This is a genomic window from Sulfuricaulis sp., assembly GCF_024653915.1.
Classification (GTDB): Bacteria; Pseudomonadota; Gammaproteobacteria; order Acidiferrobacterales; family Sulfurifustaceae; genus Sulfuricaulis.
Genome location: NZ_JANLGY010000001.1, coordinates 69,080 through 91,301, shown reverse-complemented (window position 1 = coordinate 91,301; position 22,222 = coordinate 69,080). Strand labels below are relative to the sequence as shown.

Here is a 22,222-nt window from a genome sequence, read left to right as displayed (position 1 = left end):
CGATCAAACTGATAGAGCCATTATCGCATATCGGAGAGCTTGTCTTTAAGCGACTCGATGGCAAACCCCAACCCGAGGTCGAGATTCTTGTTGCAGAATTCCAGCAGGGGGATGCAGCGATTAATCAACTCCGGCAGAAACGGTATCAGTTTGCCGCCGTCGTTGGCGCCAAGCATCTTGAGCGCGGTTTCAAGGTCGGGTTGTTCGATGATGGCTTCTTCGGGTTTGGGGGCTTCTTCCTGATAGCTGATGCCGAGTCGATTGCCGCCAGCCGCCTTGGCCAGCGTCATGCGTTGATCGGCAAGCATAAGCAGCTCTTCGATCGTTTCGCCGGGGTCGCGACCGAGTGTGGACAGGCCGAGGCTGACCGTTAGCGGGATGGATACACCGTCGCTCTTGAAAGGTTCGGCGATGACGGCGGTGCGTACACGTTCGCAGAGCACAGCGGCTTCCATGCGCCCTGAAGATGGCGCGATGATGGCGAGCTCGCCGCCACCGATACGCGCCGCGGTATCTTCCGTGCGGCAGGTGGCTATCAGAATTTTGGCGAGCCAGATCAGAATCTGATCGCTGACCTGATCGCCGTGTTTTTTGTAGAGGGTACGAAAATTGTCGATATCAATACGGATAATCGACAGGTCGCTGTTATGGCGCTTGGCATAGGCCAAGTCCTGCACGCCACGCTGGATGAAATATCGCCGGCTGTGCAGTTGCGTGAGCGGATCGACCGCCGTCTGATCTTCAAGCGCGGTGGCGGTTTCTTCCAGTTTGCGCGTGGTCTGGTCAAGTTTGGCGTGCGCGCGGGTGCGTGCGAGCAGCTGCACGCCGTCAATGGGCTTGATAATGAAATCGGTGGCGCCGCAGGCAAACGCGCGCTCGCGCGTCATTTCGTCATCCGCGCCGGTGATGACGATAATCGGGACGCTCCGAACACGCTCGGAATTGGCGGCGCGGATGCGGCAAATGAGCGAGTAACCGTCGAGCTTGGGCATCTCGATATCGGATACCAGCACCTGGATGGAATCATCCTTCAGCAGATGCTCCCAGGCGGTTTCGCCGTCTTCGGACTCGACGAGATCGAATTCGTTGCTCAGAATCTTGCTGATGGCTTTGCGGATGACGCGCGAGTCATCCACCACCAGCACCCGCACCTTTTCAGCGGCGGGCGCGGAAGTTTCCGGTTTTTTGTTCAGTCCCTGATTCGGCTGGATGTCGACGCTTTGCATGGTCTTGCCGGCGCCGGGCGTTAGTTTGTCCATTAGATTAACCATAGCGCAGCGCTGGGATACATTCAAAGTCCTGATTAGACTTGAATTTCAACCCGAATGAGGCGATGGCAGTGATTGTGCCGGTAAAAACCGGCCTAAGACTGGGCGCGGCGGCTGCGCCAGTATTGGACGGCGCCGGGGAGCAGTGAAATCACGACAATGCCTAAGATCACAAAAGTGAGGTTGCGCTTCACGATGGGAATGTTGCCGAAGAAATAACCAGCCAGCACGAACGACAGAACCCACAGAAACGTGCCAAGGATGCTGAAGGAAAGGAACCGGAGGTAGGGCATGCGTCCGATACCCGCCACGAATGGCACGAAGGTGCGGATGATGGGGAGAAATCGCCCGATCATCACGGCCTTGGCGCCATGACGCGCATAGAATTCCTGCGCGCGTTCCAGATGTCGGGGGTTGAGGAACCGCGCATCGTGACGGCGGAAAACCTTGGGCCCCAGGTGATGGCCGACCCAATAGTTGGTGTTGTCACCGCAGATTGCCGCGCTGATGAGGGTGACGATGATCCACGTAATGTCCATGCCCCCGGCCGCTGCCAGTGTTCCGGTGACAAACAACAGGGAATCGCCAGGCAGGAATGGCATGATCACAAGGCCAGTCTCGGCAAAAACGATCAGAAAGAGAAGCAAATAGATCCACGAACCATGGTCGCGAACGAACACGCCCAGGTAATGGTCGAGATGCAGAAAGATGTCAATAATTTGTGTGATTATCTCCATGACAAGCTGCTACCAGAAATACCACAGCACCAGCGCGCCGAAGATAATGCGATAAACGGCGAATGCCGTGAAAGTATGATTGGCGACGTAACGCAGAAAAATCTTGACGATGATCAGCGCAGACACGAAAGAGGTCACAAACCCGGTGGCAAAGACCGGGATATCGGCGGCCTCGAACAGGGTGTAATTATTCAGCAGCTCAAAAAAAGTGGCCGCAAACATGATCGGCATGGCCAGCAGGAAGGAAAATTCTGTGGCCGCAGTGCGTGACAGGCCGGAGAGCAAGCCTCCCATAATGGTGGCGCCAGCACGCGACACGCCGGGGAAGAGTGAGAATGTCTGGGCGATGCCGATTTTCAGGGCATCCATGGAGCCGAGGTCTTCCATGCTGGTGACGCGCACGCGCAGAGAAAGCCGCTCGATCCACAGGATGGCGAATCCGCCGACGATGAGTGCCATCGCCACGGTTACCGGATTAAAAAGATAGGTCTTGATATGCTGATGCAGCAACAGACCCGCTATTGCAGCGGGAAGGAACGCGATAAACAGGTTGAGCAGAAAACGCTGTTCATGTTTCGTGTTCAGTCCTGTGATCAGACGTCCGACGCGTGCGCGATAATCCCACACCACGCCGAGAATGGCGCCGAGCTGGATGACTATCTCGAACACCTTGCCCTTGTCGTCATTGAAGTCGAGCAGATCACCCACGATGATCAGGTGTCCCGTGGAGGACACTGGCAGAAACTCAGTCAGGCCCTCAACGATGCCGAGGATCAGTGCCTTGATCAACAGTGGAAGTTCCATGGGTCAGCCAATCAACTTGTTATGTGAATAATAGCAGGCGCTCGTACACGCCATGGCTGACTTGTTTGCAGTCATGCTCGCCTGTCAGCCGACAGACGCTCTCACGGGAATGATGACGGGAATTTCGATGAATAAACGACTTCAGCCCATCTGTTTTTCGCGGATTTCATCGAGCGTTTTGCAATCGATACAAAGCTCCGCCGTGGGCCGGGCTTCAAGACGCTCGACGCCGATCTCGACACCGCAGACTTCGCAGTAGCCGTAGTCGTTTGAGGCGATACGATCAATCGACTCGTCGATTTTCTTGATGAGCTTGCGTTCGCGGTCACGTGAACGCAGTTCGAGGGACATGTCGGTTTCTTGGCTCGCGCGGTCGTTTGGATCAGGCGGATTCTCCGGCACGTCGCGCATCTGTTGCACGGTGCGGGTGATCTCGCTTTCCAGTTCGTCTTTCCACGCGTTCAACACAGCACGGAAATGTTCCTGCTGTTTTTTATTCATGTACTTCTCGCCCTTTTTCGCCACGTAGGGTTTGATGCCCATCACGGGAGAAATGGACTGTTCCTTTTCCTTCTTTTTTCTGGCCGGCATGCTACAACTCCTGCGATAATGTGGCCCCTGAAGGGAGGGGGGGGGTAAAAAAATAAGCGCGAATTTATATCAGAAAGCCACCGGGGCCGCAACCAAAGAGTATAGATGCTGTATCGCGTGCTGCCGTAATGACACAGTTTGACCGGATTTTGTGTGCAAATTCATGACACTCAAGGCATTGATTTTCGATGTTGACGGGACACTGGCCGATACCGAGCGTGAGGGACACCGGCTGGCCTTCAATCGGGCTTTCGCCGAGGCGCGGCTTGATTGGGAGTGGGATGTCGGCCTGTACGGCGAACTGCTGGCGGTGACCGGTGGCAAGGAACGCATGCGCCATTATGTGGAGCGCTACCGCCCGGATTATCGAAAACCTGCTGATTACGACGCACTGGTCGTGCGACTGCACGCCGCCAAGACGCGCCATTACACCGACCTGCTGGGGCGCGGTGGTATCCCGCTTCGACCGGGTGTGCGGCGTCTGCTCGAAGAGGCGCGTCATGCCGGGATTCGCCTGGCAATCGCCACGACTACCACACCGGATAATGTCAGCGCATTGTTGCGATACGCCATCTCAGCCGACGCCGAATCCTGGTTTGAGGTGATTGGGGCGGGCGATGTGGTGGCGGACAAGAAGCCGGCGCCGGATATTTATCATCATGTGCTTGAGTCGCTCAAACTGGCGCCGGCGCAATGCATGGCCTTCGAAGATTCCGAAAACGGCCTGCGTTCCGCGCGCGCCGCGGAACTGCAGACCGTCATCACTGTTAACGATTATACGCGCCGGCATGATTTTCATGGTGCGGCGATCGTGCTGGATCATCTCGGTGAACCAGACCAGGCGTTTCAGATATTGTCCGGACCGCCGGTGAATGGCACAAGGATTCTCAATCTCGCGTTGATCCGGCAATTGTTGTCGAGCCCATGAACCCAGGCGCGACACGTCTATCGAAAATTGAACCGTTCCATGTCATGGATATTCTTGCCCGTGCTCGCGCCATGGAGTCGCAGGGCCGGTCCGTAATCCATATGGAAATCGGCGAGCCGGATTTCCCCACGGTGCCCGGTATTGTGCAGGCAGGCATCGCGGCACTGCAGTCGGGGCGCACGCATTACACTCCAGCGCTCGGCCTGCCGGAATTGCGCGCTGCCATCGCCACGAGTTATCCGGCCCAAATACGGCCGGATGCCGGCAGAGTGGCGGTCACGCCCGGCGCCTCCGGGGCTCTGCAACTGATCTTCGCAGCACTGATCAATCCCGGCGATCAGGTGCTTATGGCCGACCCCGGTTATCCCTGCAATCGTCATTTTGTCAGCCTGTTCGAAGGAGAGCCGGTGGCTATTCCGGTGGATGCCTCGAATGGGTATCAGCTGAATGCCGACCTGGTTTGCCAGCACTGGAGCAAGCGCACGGTGGCTGTGTTGCTGGCCTCGCCGTCCAATCCCACGGGCACTCTTATTCCGCCAAATGAGATGGAAAAAATTGTTCGTGCCGTAGAGGAACGGGGTGGAGTATTGATCGTGGATGAGATCTATCACGGTCTTGTTTACGGAGAAGAAGCGGTAACGGCCTTGTCGCATTCGCAGAATCTGTTCGTGGTGAACAGTTTCTCCAAATATTACGGCATGACCGGCTGGCGGCTGGGATGGCTGGTGGCGCCAGCTTCATTTGTTACGGCTATCGACAAACTGGCGCAGAATATCTTTCTCGCCGCCAGCACGCCGGCACAATATGCCGCGCTGGCTGCATTCGACAATACGGTGCAGCAGGAATTGCAGAAACGTCGGGATATATTCCGTGAAAGGCGGGATTTTCTTCTGCCGGCCTTGCGTGAACTCGGGTTTGAAATCCCGCTGGTGCCGCAAGGTGCTTTTTATTTATATGCCGATTGCTCGCGCTTTACCGATGACAGCCGGGCCTTTGCCATCGGGCTGCTCGAGAAAACCGGAGTCGCCATCACGCCGGGTCTCGACTTCGGTAGCCATCGGGCGCGGCAGCATGTGCGATTTTCCTATGCTAATACGCTTGATAATTTGCGCGAAGGTGTGACGCGCCTGCGTAATTATCTTTAGCTAATTCTTATCCTTTGTCAGGCTGGTGTGCAGCCGGGCGTAGGCGGCCTCAAGCTTTTCCAGCTCTGGTTTTGCCTTGCTGAGCTGCCCGCTGTCTGCCATCTCTTCCAGTCGTGTTGCGGCATCGTGCATGGCATCGGCATGGAAATAGGCGCTCGAGCTTTTGAGGGTATGTGCCTCGCGTGCAGCACGCTGGGCGTCATTGGATGTCACTGCCTTACGCAGCGAGTCCAGTCTTTGTGTGGCTTCCTTGATGAAGATTTCCACCAGCCTTGAGTCCGGCGCGGTGCTTTTCGAGGTGTCTGAAGATGGCGCATCCTTTGTGACAGACGTGGACGTGATCCGATAGTGCTTCAGCGTGTCGGCGAGTATTTTGCTATCCAGGGGTTTGATCAGAAAGTCATTGACCTTCAGCGCGCGGCAGCGCGCTATTTCCCCATCCGACGCACCTGCTGTGAGTACAGCAATGGCTGTATTGGCGCGCGCACCGGACTGGGCTCGGATGGCTTCGATGGCTTCAATCCCGCTGATATCCGGAAGATGGAGATCCATGAGAATCAGTCCGTAGTCCTCATGCGTTGCCGCCTCGATGGCGGCTCGTCCGTTCACCGCCATATCGGCCGAATAACCCAGCTTGGACAACATTTTCTGCATGATTTCCTGATTGACGTCACTGTCCTCAACAATCAGCAGGCGTGCAAGTTTTTTGCGCATGCCGGACAGTGTGTATTTGGTGACCAGGCCAGCACGCTGGCGTTCCTGTTCATCCATGCTCCGCGTCGCCATGACTGTTTTCAGCATGTCCTGCAGGTCGTCGGGCTGGATGGGTTTGCCGAAGTAACCGGCAAAGCCCGCCTGGTTCAGCCGTTGCGCATCACCACGAACACCCGCGGAAGTCAGGATGACCAGTACGGTATCACGCGTTTCCGGCTGTGATTTTATTTCGTGCCCGAGTTCCTCGCCGCTCAGGTTAGGCAGGAACATGTCTACCAGCACCAGATCGAAGCGGAAGTCCGAGCCCGCGGCGGAGCGAACCATTTGCAGCGCCGCGTTGCCATTACCGATGGATTGCACTTCCAGACCCAACGCATTCAGCTGGTCCACCAGACCGACACGCGTTGGAATATTGCCGTCGGCCACCAGCACGCGCAATCCTTTAAGGTTAATCTGCGTAGGCGCGGGAGCGGCACTCAACGCGGCGGGTTTGCGGAAATTGGCGGTGAACCAGAATACACTACCTTTGCCTTCCTGACTTTTCACTCCGATCTGTCCGCCCATGGCCTCCGCCAGTTCCTTGCTGATGGTGAGCCCAAGACCGGTTCCTCCGTAGCGTCGCGATGTCGAAGCACCGGCTTGATTGTAGGGCTGAAACAGTTTTGTCTGATTTTTTGCCGAAAGGCCAATGCCGGTGTCGGCTACTTCCACGTGCAGTCGTACCTGGCCCTTGGCTTCATCAGTCATCTTCTTGACGCTCAGGACAATTTCACCCGTATGGGTAAATTTGATGGCGTTACCGAGTAGATTAATGATGATTTGCCGCAATCGCCCGGGGTCGCCGAGCAGGTGGCTGGGCACATCATTCTGGATCAAATTGGTAAGCACGAGCCCCTTGGCGTGCGCCTGTTGTGTGAGCAAAGCGGCCGATTTCTCGACGCAATCTCGCAGATCGAATTCAATTTCTTCCAGCTCGAGCTTGCCGGCCTCTATTTTTGAGAAATCCAGCAGATCGTTGATCAGCGTCAGTAATCCGCTGGCCGAAGATTTAATGATATCGATGTGGCGATGTTGTTCCTTGGTCAGTTTCGTTTCAAGAACCAAATCACTCATTCCAATAATGCCATTAATGGGCGTGCGCAGCTCGTGACTCATCTTGGCAAAGAAGTCGCTTTTGGCCTTGCTGGTGAAGTCGGCCTTGGTCAACGCCTCGCGCAGGGATTGTGTCTTGGTCTGCACGAACTCGTTGGCCTCGCGCGCCATGCGGTAGGAGGCATATTGCCCCCACATGGCGAATACAAAAGGCATGGCATCCACAGTCCATAGCGCAATGTTGGAAGTCTGGGCGAGCATGATGCCTTCAATCGTGATGGCGTCGGCCATGACATAGCTCACCAGCAATGTCGCGATGACGACACTGATGCTGGCGATATACACGCCATACACGGCATAAATGGAGGCCCTCTCCCGAAGAAGCAGGAGATCTTCCGTGCGTAAATTACGCTGATCCATGAAGTTTCGACGCTGTCCCGCGAATTAAAGCTTTAGCTTAAGTGTAGATTGGTTTTATGCGGCGGGAATCGGGTGGCGGCAGCCTGGCCACATGAGGAAAGGTGAGTGCCATACAGCAGATTCAGGTCTTTGCCCAGCCCTGGCATCCAAATATTCGCGTACTTCTATGGTTGGGCCACGAGAATCCGGATGTTATTCATCATGAAGAGAAAAGAACCTCTGCTCTGATCTGACGAGGTTTTGTCGGGGCATTTTACAGCTACAGGAAGCAGCGAAAACCAAGCATCCATCTTGAACATGCAGGCTAAATCCTTGATTGCTTGCAGCAAGATTTACCCGGGCAGATGGCGACGAGAGAATTACGGCGCTGGCGGCATTATTGCCGGCATGAATGTGTAGGTTGAATCTTACACTACGACCGTTCATCTGGGTCGTGTGATTCGTCGTTGCGGGATTTTTATTCTGGAAACAATTTTCAAATCAGTATGTTTCGTTGACGATGCCTTATCGACACCGTGAGTGGCACAGGAATTGCCTTTTATCATGGTTGTGACGCCCGAATCACCGGTGCGGAGGGGAGGAGAGAAATGAAAAAGTGGTTAAATAATATTAGATCGAGAATATCGGCGTTGACTTCCGCGAAGTTGAATGACGGCAGGTGGCAGGAAACGGCAGCGATGGTTTATGACGGTGATATCTACGCTGTACTGTTGCGCGACCGTGCCGCGCGCCGGTTGGCGCAGTCAGACAACCGCAGCCTGGATTATCAGCGCGATGCCAGCTGGCCTTTTATTCGATAGGCGTTTCGGGGCTGTTGCCCCACTCTGACCACGATCCCGGATAGCCCCGCACCTGCGGGTACCCCAGACTTTTAAGAACTATATAAGTATGCGCCGAACGGTGATGCGTCTGACAATACGTTATCACCTCCTTGTCCGGCGTCACCCCAAGATCAACCAGAACCCGCTTTAAATCTTCCGCCGGTTTCAGGCGTGCGCTGTGCGTCTTATCAATGGCGTTCATCCAGTCGAAATTGACCGCTCCGGGGATGTGCCCGCTGCGTTCCGCGCGCTTGGTTTCGCCGCGGTATTCCGCCGGTGTGCGCGTGTCCACGATAACCACTCCCGTATCGTGTAAATGTTTCATGATGTAATTCTTGTCCGCGATGACCTTGCTATCAAACTTCACCGTGTAGTCGGTCCGTTTTTTCATTACTGGTTCGTTATCGACCCGGTGCCGATCATTGAGCCAGGCGTGCAGGCCACCGTTCAGCAGTGAATAACGGGTATGGCCGAGGGCATCCAGTGTCCAGAGCAGGCGCGAGGCGCGTCCACCACCCTCATCGTCATAGGCCATGACATGGTGGTTCGGTGTCATGCCGATGGAACTGAGCACGTCGCTCAATGGCGCCGCATCCGGCAGTAAGCCCATGGTGGGTGGCCGCGCGGCCACGATTTGCGTGTAATCGAGGTGCACGGCACCGGGTACGTGAGTCTGTGCATAGGTTTCGGGTCGGCACAGATCCACTATCAGGAGATCTTCCGCGGCAAGGTGTTTCTCCAGCTCTGCCGGCTCAACGATCAGCGGGAAGTGAGTTTGGGCCATGGGTCCTCGGGGAGGCGAATCTGACTGGTTGGAACGCGGAGCTATTCTAGCGCCGTGTCAGTAACGCCGCGAGAGCAATGCATGGTTTCCGGCACGCACGAAAGTCGTTAAACTTGTATATTCATTTTTTCTTTGCGGTTATTCCTGTGGAAATATTCAAGATTTTTACCATCGAAGCAGCGCATCACTTGCCGAACGTACCGGAAAACCACAAGTGTCGGCGTTTGCACGGCCATTCCTTCCGGATCGAAATTCATGTTGCCGGACCGGTGCAGGAGCAGTCTGGCTGGATCATGGACTTCGCCGACCTGTCTCGCGTTTTCCAGCCGCTTCACGATCAGCTCGACCATCATTATTTAAACGAAATTGAAGGTCTGCAAAACCCCACCAGCGAACACCTTGCTCGCTGGATCTGGCGCAAGCTCAAACCCGCATTACCGGTGCTCTCCAAAGTCATCGTGCGTGAGACCTGCACGGCCGGTTGTGTCTATCGCGGGGAAGACTGAAGTATGGATGTCCGGCCGCTCGAGGAACCTGCCATAGAAGTTGAAACAGGGCCCAGGCCCTCTGCCAGCGTCATCTGGCTGCATGGATTGGGTGCCGATGGCCACGATTTTGAAGCCATCATTCCTGAACTGCGATTGCCGGCAAAACCCGTTCTGCGATTTGTGTTCCCGCACGCGCCCTACCGGCCGGTGACCATTAATGGCGGTTCTGTCATGCGCGCCTGGTATGACATCGCCATGTCCGAGCGCGGTTTTGAGCAAAATATCGAGCATATCCGCGAATCTGAAAAAATCATGCAAGGCCTGATCGAGAATGAAATCCAGCGCGGCATTGCCAGTGAGCGCATTGTGCTGGCGGGATTTTCCCAGGGTGGGGCGATTGCGCTTCATACCGGTCTGCGTTATGCCAGGTCACTGGCTGGAATTATGTCCTTGTCGGCACCCGTTCCTTTTGCAGAGAGCTTGATGGCGGAGGCTGATCCAGCTAACGTCAAGGTCCCGATATTTATGGCGCATGGGACGGACGACCGCATGATACCGTTTGATTTGGCGCAGCATGCACACAGTCGGATGGAAGCGCACGGACTTGATCTTGAGTGGCATACCTATGCTATGGGGCATACCGTGGCGCCGGATGAAATCCGGGATATTGCCCGCTGGCTGGAGCGTATTCTCGGGGACAAGGACGCGTGAAGCGGTTTGCGAGCGGTTTTTGCCCGGAATGCCCGGTGTTTTCTGGTATTCGGCACCAGGTTTTATTTGCATTATTGCCGGCTTCACAGAGCAGAAAATGCATCTAGACTTAAGGCTAAGTGTCGCAACAGGGGTTAGGGTGGCGGCTACAGTCTGACTGGAAACAGAGGAGAGGTTTTGTGGTCTTATTAAAAGAATCGCCGCGGGATTGGGGTCTCGTCGCTGTTGTTGTGTTGCTCAGTATCGGAGCCAATCTGCCTGACGCCTGGACGGATTGGATCAGTTTTGATCGCCGCTATCTGCTTGGTGGGTTGATCGCTGTTATAGCTGTGGCGCTGGTCCGGTATCTCAAATTCACCCTTATCCTGGTGATCGTGGTTCTCGCCGCCGGTGCCAACGTGCCCGAGGATATCGCCAAGGAATTCGGCATCGATCCGCAGATCAGTCTACTTGGACTGGTGGCCATGATCGTCATTTCCCTCAGTAATCGCCTGCTGAAGTTGCCTTCCGGCCTTGAGAAAAGCGGCCGTTCCAAAACCGCGCACGGCGCGGCGGCGCTGTTTACGGCCATACTCAAGGGGCGGATTGCCGTGGTGCAATCATTGTTAAACCAGGGCGTGAACGTGAACGTGCGCACCGTTAGCGGCAAGACGCCGTTGATGGCGGCGGCCTATAAAGGTTATAGCGATATCGTCCAGATGCTGCTCGACAACGGTGCGGACGTGAACTCCAAGGACGGGCGCGGTGACACAGCGGATAAGATCGCCGAACGCGGTGGCTATACGCGTATCGTGGAATTGATGAAAAAGGGCGGCGGTGGCGGTACAGGCGCGAAAGAACAATAGATTTAGTGCGCCAATCAAAACTAAAGAGGGCCCTTTATGGGCCCTTTTTAGTTTTGGCGCTCCCAAATAGTTCCCAAGGGGGCGAGACGGAGTTTTGTTCGCCCCATCCCTGGGGCTCGCCCCTTCGCGCTTCGCGCTCCGGGGCCAGCGTCGCTGCGCTCCGCTGTCCAATTCTGCTCCCGGCAGAATTGTCACGAAGACACTTAATGTGTTCTCGTGCCTCCGAGCGCCCGCACATGGGTGAGCTGCGAAAGCAGCGAACGCCCGGCCAAGGAAGGCCGGGCAGGACTTCGAGCGAAGCAAGGATTGCGCAGCGAGATGCGTGGGCCAGGGTTAGTCGAAGTCACGGGGTTGCGCCAAGGACGGCAAGTATGGCACTCCCAAGGGGATTACTCGGTACGTCCTATACCTCGCCCCTTCCGGGGCCGCCGTCGCTTCGCGGCGGCGTTCCGCGCGCGCTGGTCGACAAATTTTGTCTGGAACAAAATTGGACGCGCTTTAGCGCGCCCGAAGGGCGGACGCCAGGGATGGCGTCCGTCAAGCCGAGGGTTCTCATCCCCTTGGGAAGAACAACCTCCAAAACTAAAACGGACCCAAAAAAATGGGTCCATTTTAGTTTTGGCGCTCCCAAGGGGATTCGAACCCCTGTTACCGGCGTGAGAGGCCAGCGTCCTAGGCCACTAGACGATGGGAGCGTTCGGAGTTGGCGCGCAGGGCGCCAAAAGCGGTGTTATTATACGTACCGGCCGACAAAGCACCAACAGATTATGTGTGCACTGATTGTCGGCTTTGTAACGGACAGGTGAAATAACGATTAACAACCCCGTCATCATTCCGCGCGCGCAACACATCATCACGCGCACGCAGATCAGCGAAAACGCCCTCAAGGTTCTGAACCGTCTGAAAGAAGCCGGCTACGCCAGCCTGCTGGTGGGTGGGTGCGTGCGCGATCTTATGCTGGGGCGCGAACCCAAGGATTTCGACGTCGTAACTAACGCGCGACCGGAGCAGATCCGCAAGCTGTTCCACAACGCACGGATCATTGGCCGGCGTTTCCGCCTGGTTCACGTGCGTTTTGGCTGGGATATCATCGAGGTCGCCACTTTCCGCGCCATTCCCCGTGACATTACCGAGGAGCCCCCTTCGACGGAAGAAGAAACGGAAGGGGAGGATGTTGAAGACGACTCAACGACGGATGCACCGGACCACAATATTTTTGGCTCCCAGGAAGAGGACGCCGTCCGGCGTGATTTCACCGTTAATGCGTTGTATTACGATATCCATGATTTCAGTGTTATCGATTACGCGGACGGCGTCCCGGATCTTAAGGCCGGCATACTGCGCGTGATCGGCGATCCCGCGACGCGCTACCGCGAGGACCCGGTACGCATGCTGCGCGCAGTCCGTTTTGCCGCCAAGCTGGGTTTTAACCTCGAAGAAAAGACCGCCGCGCCCATCCGCGACCTCGCGCCCTTGCTGGCCACCGTTTCTCCGGCACGGATGTTCGAGGAAGTGCTGAAGCTGTTTCATGGCGGCTATGCCCTTGAAACCTACGAATTATTGCGTCACTACGGCTTGTTCCAGTATCTGTTTCCGCAAACGGAAAAGAGTCTTGAACACGAAGAAGGGGGTTTCCCCGTAACGCTGGTGCCGCGCGCGCTGGCCAACACCGATGCGCGCGTGAGTGCTGACAAGCCGGTAACGCCGGCGTTTCTCTTTGCTGCCTTGTTGTGGGAGCCCGTGAGGGAGCAAATGGGCGAGCACATCGCACGTGGCATGAACGGCCATGACGCCATGTTCCGCGCCGCGGAACATGTGTTGCGTGAGCAGCTGCGGCACGTCACGATCCCTAAGCGCTTCAGTGTGCCGATGCGCGAAATTTGGAGCATGCAGAGCCGCCTTGAACGGCGCGCTGGTCAGCAGGCGTTCCGCCTGCTCGAAATTAAACGCTTCCGCGCCGCCTACGATTTTCTTCTGTTGCGGGCCGAAACCGGTGAGGCTGAGCAGTCGCTGGCCGATTGGTGGACGCGTTTCCAATCGGCGGACGAAAATGAACGTCGCGTCATGGTGGCGGAATTTGCTGCGCCCGGCGGTGGCGGAAAACGCCGCCGCCGGCGACGCCGGTCATCGCCCGCTCAGGCGCCGAGGCATGAGTAAGCCGTCAGAAAATACGGTGCGCGCCTACATTGGGCTGGGGAGTAATCTGGCCGATCCCGTTGCGCAAGTGCGCGCCGGTGTGACGGCGCTGGGGCAACTTGCACAAACCCGTGTCGAGGCCTGCTCGTCATTTTATCGCACCGCGCCGGTGGGCCTGCGCGAGCAGCCGGACTTTATTAACGCCGTTTGCCGCGTGCATACCGGACAGGCGCCGGTGACGCTCATGCAGAACCTCCTTGAAGTCGAACGCATGCATGGACGCCAGCGACAAGGGGATAAAGGTGGCCCACGGACGCTGGATCTCGATCTGTTGTTGTACGGCGATCAGACGATCCAGATGGCGGAATTGACCGTGCCGCACCCGAGACTCCACGAACGCGCTTTCGTCCTGTATCCTTTGCACGAAATCGAACCGGATCTGGTCATTCCGGGGAGGGGAGTGTTGCGCGATTTGCTGGCGGACTGTGCCGGCCAGCCGATACAGAAGATAGATGTCGGATAACGGGTATTGCCCATCTTTGAGGATTTCCAGCGCATGAACAGTGAAAATCCGGGTTATGTCGTTGTCGAAGGGCCGATTGGCGTGGGCAAGACCAGTCTGGCCGTGCGTTTGTCAGAAGTTTTTGGCGCCAAGCCATTACTTGAGCATCCCGAAGACAATCCCTTTCTCGAACGGTTTTATCAGTCGCGCAAGTCGTATGCGCTGCCGACGCAATTATTCTTTCTGTTTCAGCGTGCACGTCAGATCGAACAGATCAAGCAAAGCGACTTGTTCAGCAGCGGTTATGTTTCGGATTTCCTGCTCGACAAGGACAAGCTGTTCGCACGCGCCAACCTGGATGACGATGAACTCCGGCTGTACGAGCAGGTATATGCCCAAATGAGCCTGAACCTGCCGGTGCCGGACCTTGTGATTTATCTGCAGGCGCCGGTGGACGTGTTGCATGAACGTGTGCGTCGTCGTGGGGTTGAATATGAGCGACTTATCGATCGCGATTACCTCCAGATCCTGGTAGACGCCTACACCCAGTTTTTTCATCACTACACGGCTGCGCCTTTGCTCGTCGTCAACGCGGAGCGGATCAACATTGTGGATCGTGAAGCGGATTTCCAGACATTGCTCTCCCACATCCGCAAGATTCGCAGCGGGCGCCATTTCTTCAATCCTCTCGCTGCCAACCTGTGAAGCCGGTTACGCTCACCACGCTTAAGGAAATGAGGCGCCGGGGCGAGAAGATCACCTGCCTGACTGCTTACGACTACAGTTTTGCGAGCCTGCTTGATAACGCCGGCATCGATATGATTATGGTTGGCGATTCTCTTGGCATGGTAATGCAGGGTCATGAAACCACGCTTCCGGTCAGCGTTGCCGACATGGCATATCACAGTCGCTGCGTAGCGCGTGGGACAAAGCGTGCTCTGATTATTACGGACATGCCTTTCATGAGTTATCAGCAAAGTCCCTCGCATGCCTTTGCTTCAGCGGGACGCCTGATGCAGAAAGGTGGGGCGCAGGTGGTGAAGCTGGAGGGCGGTGAGACCATGGCCGAGACAGTGCGTTTTTTGGTCGAACGCGGTGTGCCGGTGTGCGCGCATCTGGGACTTACGCCGCAATCGGTGCATCAACTGGGTGGTTACCGTGTACAGGGACGCGAAACCACTTCCGCGGAGCGAATTCGTCAAGATGCCAGGATTCTGCAGGAAGCCGGCGCATCCCTGCTGGTGCTCGAAGCGGTGCCGGCGGAACTGGCAAAATCGATTACCGCAGAACTGGATATTCCCACCATAGGAATCGGCGCGGGCAAGGATTGTGACGGCCAAGTGCTGGTATTGCATGACATGTTAGGCATTTATCCGCGACCGAGCCCCAAGTTCTCCCGAAATTTCATGCATGATGCATCCAGCATCGAAGCGGCAGTCAAATCCTATATCGCTGCCGTCAGATCCGGTGCGTTTCCGGGCCCGGAGCATTGTTTTAATTCTTGACGCAAAGGCGCAAAGACGCAAAGAATGCGAAAATTATCAGAACCCACAAGACAGGCTTGGATTGAGCTTGATCTTACGGGATTTTCATTATCCAAATTCCTTATTGGTATTTTCCGTATTTATTTAATTTTTATTTTTCCCTTTGCGTCTTCGCGTCTTTGCGTCAAATGATCATATGGTCGTGACCGAAACCATTTCCGGACTGAGGGAACAGATCGCGCGGCTGCGCCAGAGCGGCAAGCGCATCGCCTTTGTTCCAACCATGGGAAACCTTCATGCCGGTCATGTGCGCCTGATGCAGGAAGCGCGGAATCACGCACAGGCGGTGGTGGCGAGTATTTATGTTAATCCCCTGCAATTCGGGCAGAACGAGGACTTCGATTCCTATCCGCGCACAGCTTCGCATGACAAAGTGGCCTTGCTCTCTGCGGGCGTGGACATGCTGTTCAAGCCGGCGGAATCCGAGATGTGTCCACGCGGACGCGAGGCGCAAACTGTCGTTGAAGTGCCGGGCCTGAGCAATGAACTTTGTGGTGCGTTCCGTCCCGGGCATTTTCGTGGCGTCACCACCGTGGTGAATCGCTTGTTCAATCTGGTGGCGCCGGACGTCGCCGTGTTCGGCAAAAAGGATTATCAGCAATGGCTGCTCGTCCGCCTGATGACGTCCGATCTCGGCCTGCCGGTGGAGATCATCGGCGTGGACACGGTGCGCGAGCCGGACGGGCTGGCCTTGAGTTCGCGTAACAACTACTTATCGCCCGAGGAGCGCAAAACCGCGCCGCGTCTGTACGAGGCGCTGTGCCGGTTACGTGACCGCGTATTGCGGGAAGGCATGCATCTCGCGGCGGTGGAGGAAAATGCCGTTATCGATCTGCAGTCGGACGGTTTCAGGCCCGACTACGTGAATGTCCGCCGACAATCCGATCTGCAGCTGCCGGGGGCGGATGACCGAAAGCTCGTGGCCTTGGCGGCGGCATGGCTGGGACAGACACGACTCATCGACAACGTCGAATTTGAGCTGAAATCGTGATTTGAAAACGCGAGGTTTAGGCACGATAATATGAAGAACAGCTGCAGGTTTTAGAGGTTTTATGCGTCGCATTATGCTCAAGTCCAAGTTGCACCGCGTGACCGTCACGCATTCCGAGCCCGATTACGAGGGTTCGGTCGCGATCGACGGCCGCCTGCTGGACGCCGTCGACATTCGCGAATACGAGCGTATCGATGTTTACAATCTCGCCAACGGCGAGCGCTTCTCCACCTATGCCATCCGTGCCGAAGAGGGTTCGGGCATCATATCGGTCAATGGTGCTGCCTCGCACAAGGCTAAACCTGGCGATATCGTTATCATCTGCGCCTATGCCGAGTTCGAGGAAAAAGAGCTTGCTGCCTACAAGCCGCGCCTGGTGTACGTTAACAGTCGCAACCACATCACCCATACGCGTAATTCCATCCCGGTGCAGGTCGCCTAGCCGTCGGATCGGAGCCATCCCGGGCTTTCTTCTGTTTCATCTCCTGTTTTTTGTCACAAACCTCGACCAGCGGTGAAACCGGACAGATCATTGGCCGGTTGCTATCTCGGCGTCCTTCTACTATTTGCAATAAGAGGGCGTGGCGATTCCAGGGGCACAAAACGATGAGATACATGCAAGAGCTGATAGCGAGAATGGTAGACGTGCCGCTGGCACGCATGTTCATTCTTGCCGCCATTCTGTTTCTCCTGCTGGCTGTGCTGGGACGGATCGAGGGGAAAATCGAACCAGGAAACGTCGGCAGGATTGGTGCCACCCTCCTCGGCGTCATTCTCATGTTTGTGGGTCTGGCAATGCACTTTAACGAAACAGATGCTTTGCGGGATAAGGTGCGCGAAAGCATGGGCTCGTCTCAATCCTCGCCTGTACACCTTCCGGCGAATACATCGGGAGAAGTCACAGCAAGTCTCGCCATGGCATCGCAGAGCAGTGTGGTAATGACGGACAAGGCACGTGTGGGTGAAAAAGCGGAAAATACCAAGTCATTGATCAAGGTTGTCACCGGCGCCTTCGGAATCAATTGTGGCGCCAAGCCCGGTAACGCCACGGCCCAGGTGTCGCGCGCCTGTGATGGGCAAACCCAGTGTGAACACAAAATCGATCCTGCCGGGCTGGAAGATTCGCCCCCTGATTGCGCCAAAAATTTCACCGCCGAGTGGAAATGTGGAGCTGGCGCGACGGTCTATGCTGTCTCCATGCCGGCCGGCGCCGCACGCGGCGAACCTCTGCGGCTTGCCTGTTCGGCACAGTAAAGTTTCGACCCACAAGAAAAAGGGGCTGCCTTACGGCAGCCCCTTTATTTTTGGTACCGAGGGTCGGAATCGAACCGACACGGTGTTGCCACCACCAGATTTTGAGTCTGGCGCGTCTACCAGTTCCGCCACCCCGGCTTGAGGCGCGTGAGTATAGCAATCTTGCCATCGTCCTCACAATGTGATGTCCTGTTCCCGACAATGGGGATGAATTGAAATGCGTGTGTTGGCTGGCGACATCGGCGGGACCAAGACACTGCTGCAAATCGCGGAGTGCAAGGCAGGCCGTTACCACGCTGTCCGGGAGCAGCGCTTCGACAGTGCGTCTTATGACAGCCTGTCTTCCATCGTTCATGAATTCCTCAAGGCAGAAAAAAAGAAAAATATAAGGGCCGTCTGCTTCGGCATCGCCGGGCCGGTCAAGACAACGGCGAGAGGCCAAAGCGTCAAGGTGACTAATCTCCCATGGGAGATACACGGTCAGGATCTCAAACGCCGTTTCAAATTTTCCCGGCTTTGCCTCATCAATGACTTTCAGGCCATCGGTCACGGCATTGTGGCTATAGGGAAGAAAGATCTGGTTGTGCTGCAAAAAGGCAAGGCGGTCAAACACGGTCCGCGCGCAGTGATCGGCGCCGGCACCGGGCTGGGGCAAGGGGTGCTCGTCTGGCTACAGGACCACTATGAACCCATCGCCACCGAGGGTGGGCACGCGAATTTCGCCCCAACGAATGAATTGCAAATCGAGCTCACGCGCCATCTTTTGAAAGACGCCGGTCGTACATCATGGGAGCTTGTTCTTTCCGGCCATGGTTTGGTTGAGCTTTATGGTTTTCTCAAGGCGCGTGGGAAAACACCTGAATCTCCATTGGTGGTCAGGATGATGCAGATCGACGATCCGGCGGCAGTCATCACAAAGGCGGCACTGGAGCAGAATGATCCGCTCGCGAATCAGGCGCTGGATCTTTTCGTGGATATTTACGGCGCGCAGGCAGGCAATCTGGCGCTGACGGCCGGAGCGACAGGCGGTGTTTACATCGCCGGCGGCATCGCACCGAAGATCATTTCAAGACTGACCGACGGCCGGTTCATGCGTGCGTTCCTGAACAAGGGAAAAATGAAGAAGTATGTGGCGGACATCCCGGTGCGGGTGGCGATCAAGCCTGAAGTGGGTCTGATCGGGGCCGTGCTCGCGGCAATGCATCTGATATAACGCTTACGAAGAGGTTCCAATGCGACTTTATCTTATCCTCGTTATCGCTTGTCTCTCCCCGACTTTAGTCTGGGCCCAACCCAGTGATTGCGTACCGCCGCAAACGCCAAACGATTCCGGGCCACGGATCGAAGGTACACAAATGCCTCCTCAAGAAGGACAACTCGTAACCTCCGAAGACCGAGACCGCTTCGATCGCGAGCATCCCGATCTCCCGCAGGATGATATTCCTGCTCTTGGAGACACATCAACACCCGAAGAACGCGAAGCCGCGCGGCGCCAATTCGAAGTCGAGCGACAACAGCATCCAGAAGGTCGTCCGCGTGAGTTTTTCGAACCGCAACATACGGCCGACGAGCAACGCCGCGCTATAGAATTGTCGCAGCAAACACCCTGTCCCCAACAAGTGCAGTAACCCAGGATGATCGGACCTGCATCCATCGATCGCCGGCCACCGACTGGTGCGGGCCGTTGGAATTGTTATAGCAACGGTCGGTTCTGAAAAATCCGGTAATCCATATCCGGAAACAGGCTGTCGCGCGCACTGATTTCTTTCAAATAGGGTTCGTCGTAATTTCCGGACTCCACCATACCGACACAGCGATGAAAGCGGTGCAAGTGGGTTTTGAAACGCCGCACGGCATACTCCACACTGGTACCGGTCTTCATGATGAACGCCCAGTCGCTGGATTGTGCCAGCAATAATTCACGCGCGGCCTGATCCAGGGCCCACCGTTGTGTACCCGGCGCCTCCGGAAAGTGCCGCACCAGCGCCCCCATCTTTTCGGCGGCGCTGTGCAGATACGGGTATATCCAGTCATTCTTGCCGTTCAGCCACACCTCGTGAAATCCGCCGGCGCCCCAGCTGCATTCGGGCGGTGAGGCCGGCTGCAGATCGGAATAACGGTCGAGATACTCCGACGGCGTGATGGTCTTGATGTCGTTTTGGTCATGCGCCATCTTGCGCAACAGAAAGTCAATCCATTGCGGCCCCTCGAACCACCAGTGGCCGAAGAGCTCGGCGTCATAGGGCGCCAGGATAATCGGCGGTCGGTCGAAGAAAGAAGTCAGCCAATTGATCTGGTGCTGACGGTTGAACATGAAATGCCCGGCGTGCTCCGCGGCGCGCTCGCGCGCCCAACCGGGGTGATAGGGTTCTTTCCAATCGGTTTTGCCAGTGATGCGGTGGTATTTCAGGCCAGTGAACGTCGGGATGTCGGCATGATGCAGTTTCCGGATGTGGGATTCATGCACGTCGAAGCCGGCATCGCGGTAGAACTCGCGGTAGGCGGGATCGCCCGGATAGCCTTGCTCCGCGGACCATACCTGTTTGCTGGATTCGTAATCGCGCGCGAACGCGGCTGGGCCTTCCGGGGTGCGGATCGGGCGGTGTACACCATACTTTGGCCGTGGCTCGGCGTTGAGCAGACCGTGCGAGTCGAGGATGAAATAATCGATCCCGAACTCGCGCAGCAGCCGGTCCACGCCGGGCGTGTAACCGCACTCTGGCAGCCAGATGCCGCGTGGCTTGCGGCCAAGGATGCGTTGATGCGTGCGTACCGCCATGGAAAGCTGGGCATAGATACTTTCTTCGTTAACCGCCAACAGCGGGAAATAACCATGGGTCGCGCCGCAGGTGAGAATGTCGAGCGAGCCGTCCTCCATCAGGCGGCGAAAGGCTACCGTCACGTCCAGGCGGTCCTGTTCGATGAAGCGATGACGCAGACGCGTGTACAGGTCGATGTAAAAAAGTATTACCGGATTGAAATAGGAATCGCCTTTGGTGCGCCGGCGCTCGCCTTCCAGCGCCTCGAGTCGCTCATCGAGATAGCGCACGTAGCGATTCTGTAGCAGCGGATCAGTCATCATCGAGAGCAGGGTAGGGGTGAGCGACATCGTCACGCGAAAAGGCACGTTATCGCGTGTCAGGCCTTCGAAGACATTGAGCAACGGCAGGTAGGTTTCGGTCATGGCCTCGAAGAACCAGTCTTCTTCGAGGAAACGCTCATGCTCCGGATGGCGCACGAACGGCAGGTGCGCGTGCAGGACGAGCGCGAGGTATCCTTTGGGTTGCACCGTGGAAATATCCTAAAGAACCGGTAACAAAATCAATTCAAACCACGGGGAACACGGGGAAGGGCGCGTGACAGGACAAGAACAGCCGTTCCGTTTTTCCGTTAGCCTTGATTCCCCGTGCTCCCTGTGGTTTAAGATTCTTTTTCAAAGGAATACTTAACGACTGCTGACGTTGCCCGGCTTGGCGAGATGGTCAGAAGAAGGCGCGCCGCCGGGACTGCTGATCGAAGCGGCCCAGCCCAGATGTGGGCCACGGACGTAACCGCCCGCGCGCCGGTACATGGTACGGAATTGCTCCTCGCTCACCCACCACAGGCGATCAGTGCGATCAGAGGCATACAGATTCGGAATGCGCGCAATGCCGCGGCGATTCACGCTGACGAAACGCCCGCCCGGCTCGTAGTAACCCAGTAGCAAAAATACTGCGCCCATATCAGCGGCCTCATCCACGTGGAAATACCAATGCCCGCGTTCATGTGGAAGGGTGATTTCATCGATGACTTCAAAGGTTTCGCGGGCGATGCGCCCGAGACGGAGCTTGAGCGCTTGAGGATTCGGCATTGCGCCCGGCGGCATGATCCAATAACCGTGCAGCACGCCGGGCTTCTGCGGCAGCAGACAAAGCATGGGTTCGTTAACCGGCGGAAGATCATCGATATTTTCGTTGAGATCGGCCATTTCAACGCGAGGCGCCGTCACGCCGGGCGGAACAATGGCATATTTCGCGCTTTCGACCTGTTCCTCATCCGCGTATTGGCGCTGGGTGTCGGTGGCCCATTCCCACTTCGGCGCCAAGGATTGAGTCTCCGAGGCAACGTGTGCAGCGGGGTGACCGGCCGGGATGGTTGGCTGCTTCTTTTTGGTGCGCGCGGTCGCATTGGGTGCGGTTGAGCGGGATTTGGCCCGGACCGCGCTCTTTGTCTTTTTTGGCGCCGCTTTCACGCTTATCCCCGCGACAACCGGTTTGTGCCCGTTAGGTCGCGACAATAGCTTTTCGAGTTCGCTGTGCGACAATTTGGAATATCCGCGCAGACCGCGGGATCGGGCCAAGGCGCGCAGTTCCTTGAGGTTTTTGCTTGAGGTATCGAGTTTCACTGACGAAGACTTGGTGTTGAGAAAAAAATCCGACTGGCGAATATCTGTCATCCTTCCACTCCG

General features: G+C 56.4%; 23 protein-coding genes and 2 tRNA genes. 14 read left to right on the top strand and 11 right to left on the bottom strand.

Going from position 1 to position 22,222, the window contains the following annotated elements:
* Positions 1 to 20: 20 nt before the first annotated feature.
* The 4 genes from NUV55_RS00440 to dksA all read right to left on the bottom strand — a co-directional run bounded on the left by NUV55_RS00440 (position 21) and on the right by dksA (position 3,400).
* On the bottom strand, positions 21 to 1,259 hold the full coding sequence (locus NUV55_RS00440) for a diguanylate cyclase (protein WP_296669392.1): 1,239 nt from the start codon (positions 1,257 to 1,259) through the stop codon (positions 21 to 23).
* A gap of 104 nt (positions 1,260 to 1,363) precedes the next feature.
* Positions 1,364 to 2,005: a DedA family protein gene (locus NUV55_RS00435; protein ID WP_296669390.1), complete on the bottom strand. Its 642-nt coding sequence runs from the start codon at positions 2,003 to 2,005 to the stop codon at positions 1,364 to 1,366.
* Between the two features lie 9 nt (positions 2,006 to 2,014).
* Positions 2,015 to 2,809 (bottom strand): undecaprenyl-diphosphate phosphatase, encoded by a 795-nt coding sequence (locus NUV55_RS00430; protein ID WP_296669389.1) that lies wholly within the window; start codon positions 2,807 to 2,809, stop codon positions 2,015 to 2,017.
* Positions 2,810 to 2,950: 141 nt separating this feature from the next.
* Positions 2,951 to 3,400 (bottom strand): RNA polymerase-binding protein DksA, encoded by a 450-nt coding sequence (dksA, locus tag NUV55_RS00425; RefSeq protein ID WP_296669387.1) that lies wholly within the window; start codon positions 3,398 to 3,400, stop codon positions 2,951 to 2,953.
* Between the two features lie 163 nt (positions 3,401 to 3,563).
* Here dksA and NUV55_RS00420 point away from each other — a divergent pair, with 163 nt between their 5' ends.
* Both NUV55_RS00420 and NUV55_RS00415 read left to right on the top strand, forming a co-directional pair.
* Positions 3,564 to 4,328: an HAD family hydrolase gene (locus NUV55_RS00420; RefSeq protein ID WP_296669385.1), complete on the top strand. Its 765-nt coding sequence runs from the start codon at positions 3,564 to 3,566 to the stop codon at positions 4,326 to 4,328.
* Entirely contained in the window at positions 4,325 to 5,473 is a 1,149-nt protein-coding gene (locus NUV55_RS00415) for a pyridoxal phosphate-dependent aminotransferase (protein WP_296669384.1), read from the top strand. The genes NUV55_RS00420 and NUV55_RS00415 overlap by 4 nt, the downstream gene beginning before the upstream one ends.
* Here the strand turns inward: NUV55_RS00415 and NUV55_RS00410 are convergent, their stop codons facing one another.
* Positions 5,474 to 7,699, bottom strand: a complete 2,226-nt coding sequence (locus tag NUV55_RS00410; protein WP_296669382.1) for a hybrid sensor histidine kinase/response regulator — start codon at positions 7,697 to 7,699, stop codon at positions 5,474 to 5,476.
* Between the two features lie 677 nt (positions 7,700 to 8,376).
* On the opposite strand from NUV55_RS00410, the gene NUV55_RS00405 reads away from it, so the two are divergent.
* Complete coding sequence (locus tag NUV55_RS00405; RefSeq protein ID WP_296669381.1) at positions 8,377 to 8,499, top strand: hypothetical protein; 123 nt, start codon at positions 8,377 to 8,379, stop codon at positions 8,497 to 8,499.
* On the opposite strand, the gene NUV55_RS00400 is transcribed toward NUV55_RS00405, so the two are convergent.
* Entirely contained in the window at positions 8,489 to 9,304 is an 816-nt protein-coding gene (locus tag NUV55_RS00400) for a sulfurtransferase (protein WP_296669379.1), read from the bottom strand. The genes NUV55_RS00405 and NUV55_RS00400 overlap by 11 nt on opposite strands.
* Positions 9,305 to 9,450: 146 nt before the next feature.
* Between NUV55_RS00400 and queD the strand changes: the two genes are divergently transcribed.
* The 3 genes from queD (at position 9,451) to NUV55_RS00385 (ending at position 11,348) form a co-directional block, all read left to right on the top strand.
* Positions 9,451 to 9,810, top strand: coding sequence for a 6-carboxytetrahydropterin synthase QueD (gene queD / locus NUV55_RS00395; protein WP_367280302.1), 360 nt, complete (start codon positions 9,451 to 9,453; stop codon positions 9,808 to 9,810).
* A gap of 3 nt (positions 9,811 to 9,813) precedes the next feature.
* Positions 9,814 to 10,503 (top strand): dienelactone hydrolase family protein, encoded by a 690-nt coding sequence (locus NUV55_RS00390; protein WP_296669378.1) that lies wholly within the window; start codon positions 9,814 to 9,816, stop codon positions 10,501 to 10,503.
* Positions 10,504 to 10,682: 179 nt separating this feature from the next.
* Positions 10,683 to 11,348, top strand: a complete 666-nt coding sequence (locus NUV55_RS00385; protein ID WP_296669376.1) for an ankyrin repeat domain-containing protein — start codon at positions 10,683 to 10,685, stop codon at positions 11,346 to 11,348.
* Between the two features lie 619 nt (positions 11,349 to 11,967).
* Here the strand turns inward: NUV55_RS00385 and NUV55_RS00380 are convergent.
* Positions 11,968 to 12,043 (bottom strand) — tRNA-Glu (locus NUV55_RS00380).
* A 112-nt stretch (positions 12,044 to 12,155) separates the two neighbouring features.
* On the opposite strand from NUV55_RS00380, the gene pcnB reads away from it, so the two are divergent.
* The 7 genes from pcnB to NUV55_RS00345 all read left to right on the top strand — a co-directional run bounded on the left by pcnB (position 12,156) and on the right by NUV55_RS00345 (position 17,775).
* Entirely contained in the window at positions 12,156 to 13,505 is a 1,350-nt protein-coding gene (gene pcnB / locus NUV55_RS00375; protein ID WP_367280306.1) for a polynucleotide adenylyltransferase PcnB, read from the top strand.
* Positions 13,498 to 14,007, top strand: coding sequence for a 2-amino-4-hydroxy-6-hydroxymethyldihydropteridine diphosphokinase (folK, locus tag NUV55_RS00370; protein WP_296669375.1), 510 nt, complete (start codon positions 13,498 to 13,500; stop codon positions 14,005 to 14,007). The genes pcnB and folK overlap by 8 nt, the downstream gene beginning before the upstream one ends.
* A 33-nt stretch (positions 14,008 to 14,040) precedes the next feature.
* A complete protein-coding gene (locus tag NUV55_RS00365) occupies positions 14,041 to 14,691 on the top strand; it encodes a deoxynucleoside kinase (RefSeq protein WP_296669374.1) in 651 nt (216 codons plus the stop codon).
* Positions 14,688 to 15,491 carry a 3-methyl-2-oxobutanoate hydroxymethyltransferase gene (gene panB, locus NUV55_RS00360; protein ID WP_296669372.1) on the top strand — a complete coding sequence of 268 codons (804 nt, stop codon included), beginning with the start codon at positions 14,688 to 14,690 and terminating at the stop codon, positions 15,489 to 15,491. Before NUV55_RS00365 ends, panB begins: the two co-directional genes overlap by 4 nt.
* Before the next feature lie 175 nt (positions 15,492 to 15,666).
* Entirely contained in the window at positions 15,667 to 16,521 is an 855-nt protein-coding gene (gene panC / locus NUV55_RS00355) for a pantoate--beta-alanine ligase (RefSeq protein ID WP_367280301.1), read from the top strand.
* 61 nt (positions 16,522 to 16,582) lie between these two features.
* Positions 16,583 to 16,963 carry an aspartate 1-decarboxylase gene (gene panD, locus NUV55_RS00350; protein ID WP_296669367.1) on the top strand — a complete coding sequence of 127 codons (381 nt, stop codon included), beginning with the start codon at positions 16,583 to 16,585 and terminating at the stop codon, positions 16,961 to 16,963.
* 164 nt (positions 16,964 to 17,127) lie between these two features.
* Positions 17,128 to 17,775, top strand: a complete 648-nt coding sequence (locus tag NUV55_RS00345) for a hypothetical protein (protein WP_296669366.1) — start codon at positions 17,128 to 17,130, stop codon at positions 17,773 to 17,775.
* Positions 17,776 to 17,826: 51 nt separating this feature from the next.
* Here the strand turns inward: NUV55_RS00345 and NUV55_RS00340 are convergent.
* Positions 17,827 to 17,913 (bottom strand) — tRNA-Leu (locus tag NUV55_RS00340).
* 79 nt (positions 17,914 to 17,992) lie between these two features.
* Here NUV55_RS00340 and NUV55_RS00335 point away from each other — a divergent pair.
* A complete protein-coding gene (locus NUV55_RS00335; RefSeq protein WP_296669364.1) occupies positions 17,993 to 18,988 on the top strand; it encodes a glucokinase in 996 nt (331 codons plus the stop codon).
* A 247-nt stretch (positions 18,989 to 19,235) separates the two neighbouring features.
* Here the strand turns inward: NUV55_RS00335 and NUV55_RS00330 are convergent, their stop codons facing one another.
* The 3 genes from NUV55_RS00330 to NUV55_RS00320 all read right to left on the bottom strand — a co-directional run bounded on the left by NUV55_RS00330 (position 19,236) and on the right by NUV55_RS00320 (position 22,210).
* The gene (locus NUV55_RS00330; RefSeq protein WP_296669363.1) at positions 19,236 to 19,376 is read right to left on the bottom strand and encodes a hypothetical protein; all 141 of its coding nucleotides are present in this window, start codon (positions 19,374 to 19,376) and stop codon (positions 19,236 to 19,238) included.
* Between the two features lie 92 nt (positions 19,377 to 19,468).
* On the bottom strand, positions 19,469 to 21,064 hold the full coding sequence (locus NUV55_RS00325) for a 1,4-alpha-glucan branching protein domain-containing protein (protein ID WP_296669361.1): 1,596 nt from the start codon (positions 21,062 to 21,064) through the stop codon (positions 19,469 to 19,471).
* Between the two features lie 156 nt (positions 21,065 to 21,220).
* Positions 21,221 to 22,210 (bottom strand): hypothetical protein, encoded by a 990-nt coding sequence (locus NUV55_RS00320; RefSeq protein WP_296669359.1) that lies wholly within the window; start codon positions 22,208 to 22,210, stop codon positions 21,221 to 21,223.
* Positions 22,211 to 22,222 lie beyond the last annotated feature (12 nt).

What these genes read in the sequence shown, in the direction of transcription:
- folK (WP_296669375.1), top strand. Translation starts at nt 13,498, where the DNA reads ATGAGTAAGCCGTCAGAAAATACGGTGCGCGCCTACATTGGGCTGGGG.
- NUV55_RS00400 (WP_296669379.1), bottom strand. Translation starts at nt 9,304, where the DNA reads ATGGCCCAAACTCACTTCCCGCTGATCGTTGAGCCGGCAGAGCTGGAG.
- NUV55_RS00440 (WP_296669392.1), bottom strand. Translation starts at nt 1,259, where the DNA reads ATGGACAAACTAACGCCCGGCGCCGGCAAGACCATGCAAAGCGTCGAC.
- panC (WP_367280301.1), top strand. Translation starts at nt 15,667, where the DNA reads ATGGTCGTGACCGAAACCATTTCCGGACTGAGGGAACAGATCGCGCGG.
- NUV55_RS00430 (WP_296669389.1), bottom strand. Translation starts at nt 2,809, where the DNA reads ATGGAACTTCCACTGTTGATCAAGGCACTGATCCTCGGCATCGTTGAG.
- NUV55_RS00365 (WP_296669374.1), top strand. Translation starts at nt 14,041, where the DNA reads ATGAACAGTGAAAATCCGGGTTATGTCGTTGTCGAAGGGCCGATTGGC.
- NUV55_RS00410 (WP_296669382.1), bottom strand. Translation starts at nt 7,699, where the DNA reads ATGGATCAGCGTAATTTACGCACGGAAGATCTCCTGCTTCTTCGGGAG.
- NUV55_RS00335 (WP_296669364.1), top strand. Translation starts at nt 17,993, where the DNA reads ATGCGTGTGTTGGCTGGCGACATCGGCGGGACCAAGACACTGCTGCAA.
- panD (WP_296669367.1), top strand. Translation starts at nt 16,583, where the DNA reads ATGCGTCGCATTATGCTCAAGTCCAAGTTGCACCGCGTGACCGTCACG.
- NUV55_RS00415 (WP_296669384.1), top strand. Translation starts at nt 4,325, where the DNA reads ATGAACCCAGGCGCGACACGTCTATCGAAAATTGAACCGTTCCATGTC.
- NUV55_RS00390 (WP_296669378.1), top strand. Translation starts at nt 9,814, where the DNA reads ATGGATGTCCGGCCGCTCGAGGAACCTGCCATAGAAGTTGAAACAGGG.
- NUV55_RS00405 (WP_296669381.1), top strand. Translation starts at nt 8,377, where the DNA reads ATGGTTTATGACGGTGATATCTACGCTGTACTGTTGCGCGACCGTGCC.
- NUV55_RS00420 (WP_296669385.1), top strand. Translation starts at nt 3,564, where the DNA reads ATGACACTCAAGGCATTGATTTTCGATGTTGACGGGACACTGGCCGAT.
- NUV55_RS00435 (WP_296669390.1), bottom strand. Translation starts at nt 2,005, where the DNA reads ATGGAGATAATCACACAAATTATTGACATCTTTCTGCATCTCGACCAT.
- dksA (WP_296669387.1), bottom strand. Translation starts at nt 3,400, where the DNA reads ATGCCGGCCAGAAAAAAGAAGGAAAAGGAACAGTCCATTTCTCCCGTG.
- NUV55_RS00345 (WP_296669366.1), top strand. Translation starts at nt 17,128, where the DNA reads ATGAGATACATGCAAGAGCTGATAGCGAGAATGGTAGACGTGCCGCTG.
- NUV55_RS00320 (WP_296669359.1), bottom strand. Translation starts at nt 22,210, where the DNA reads ATGACAGATATTCGCCAGTCGGATTTTTTTCTCAACACCAAGTCTTCG.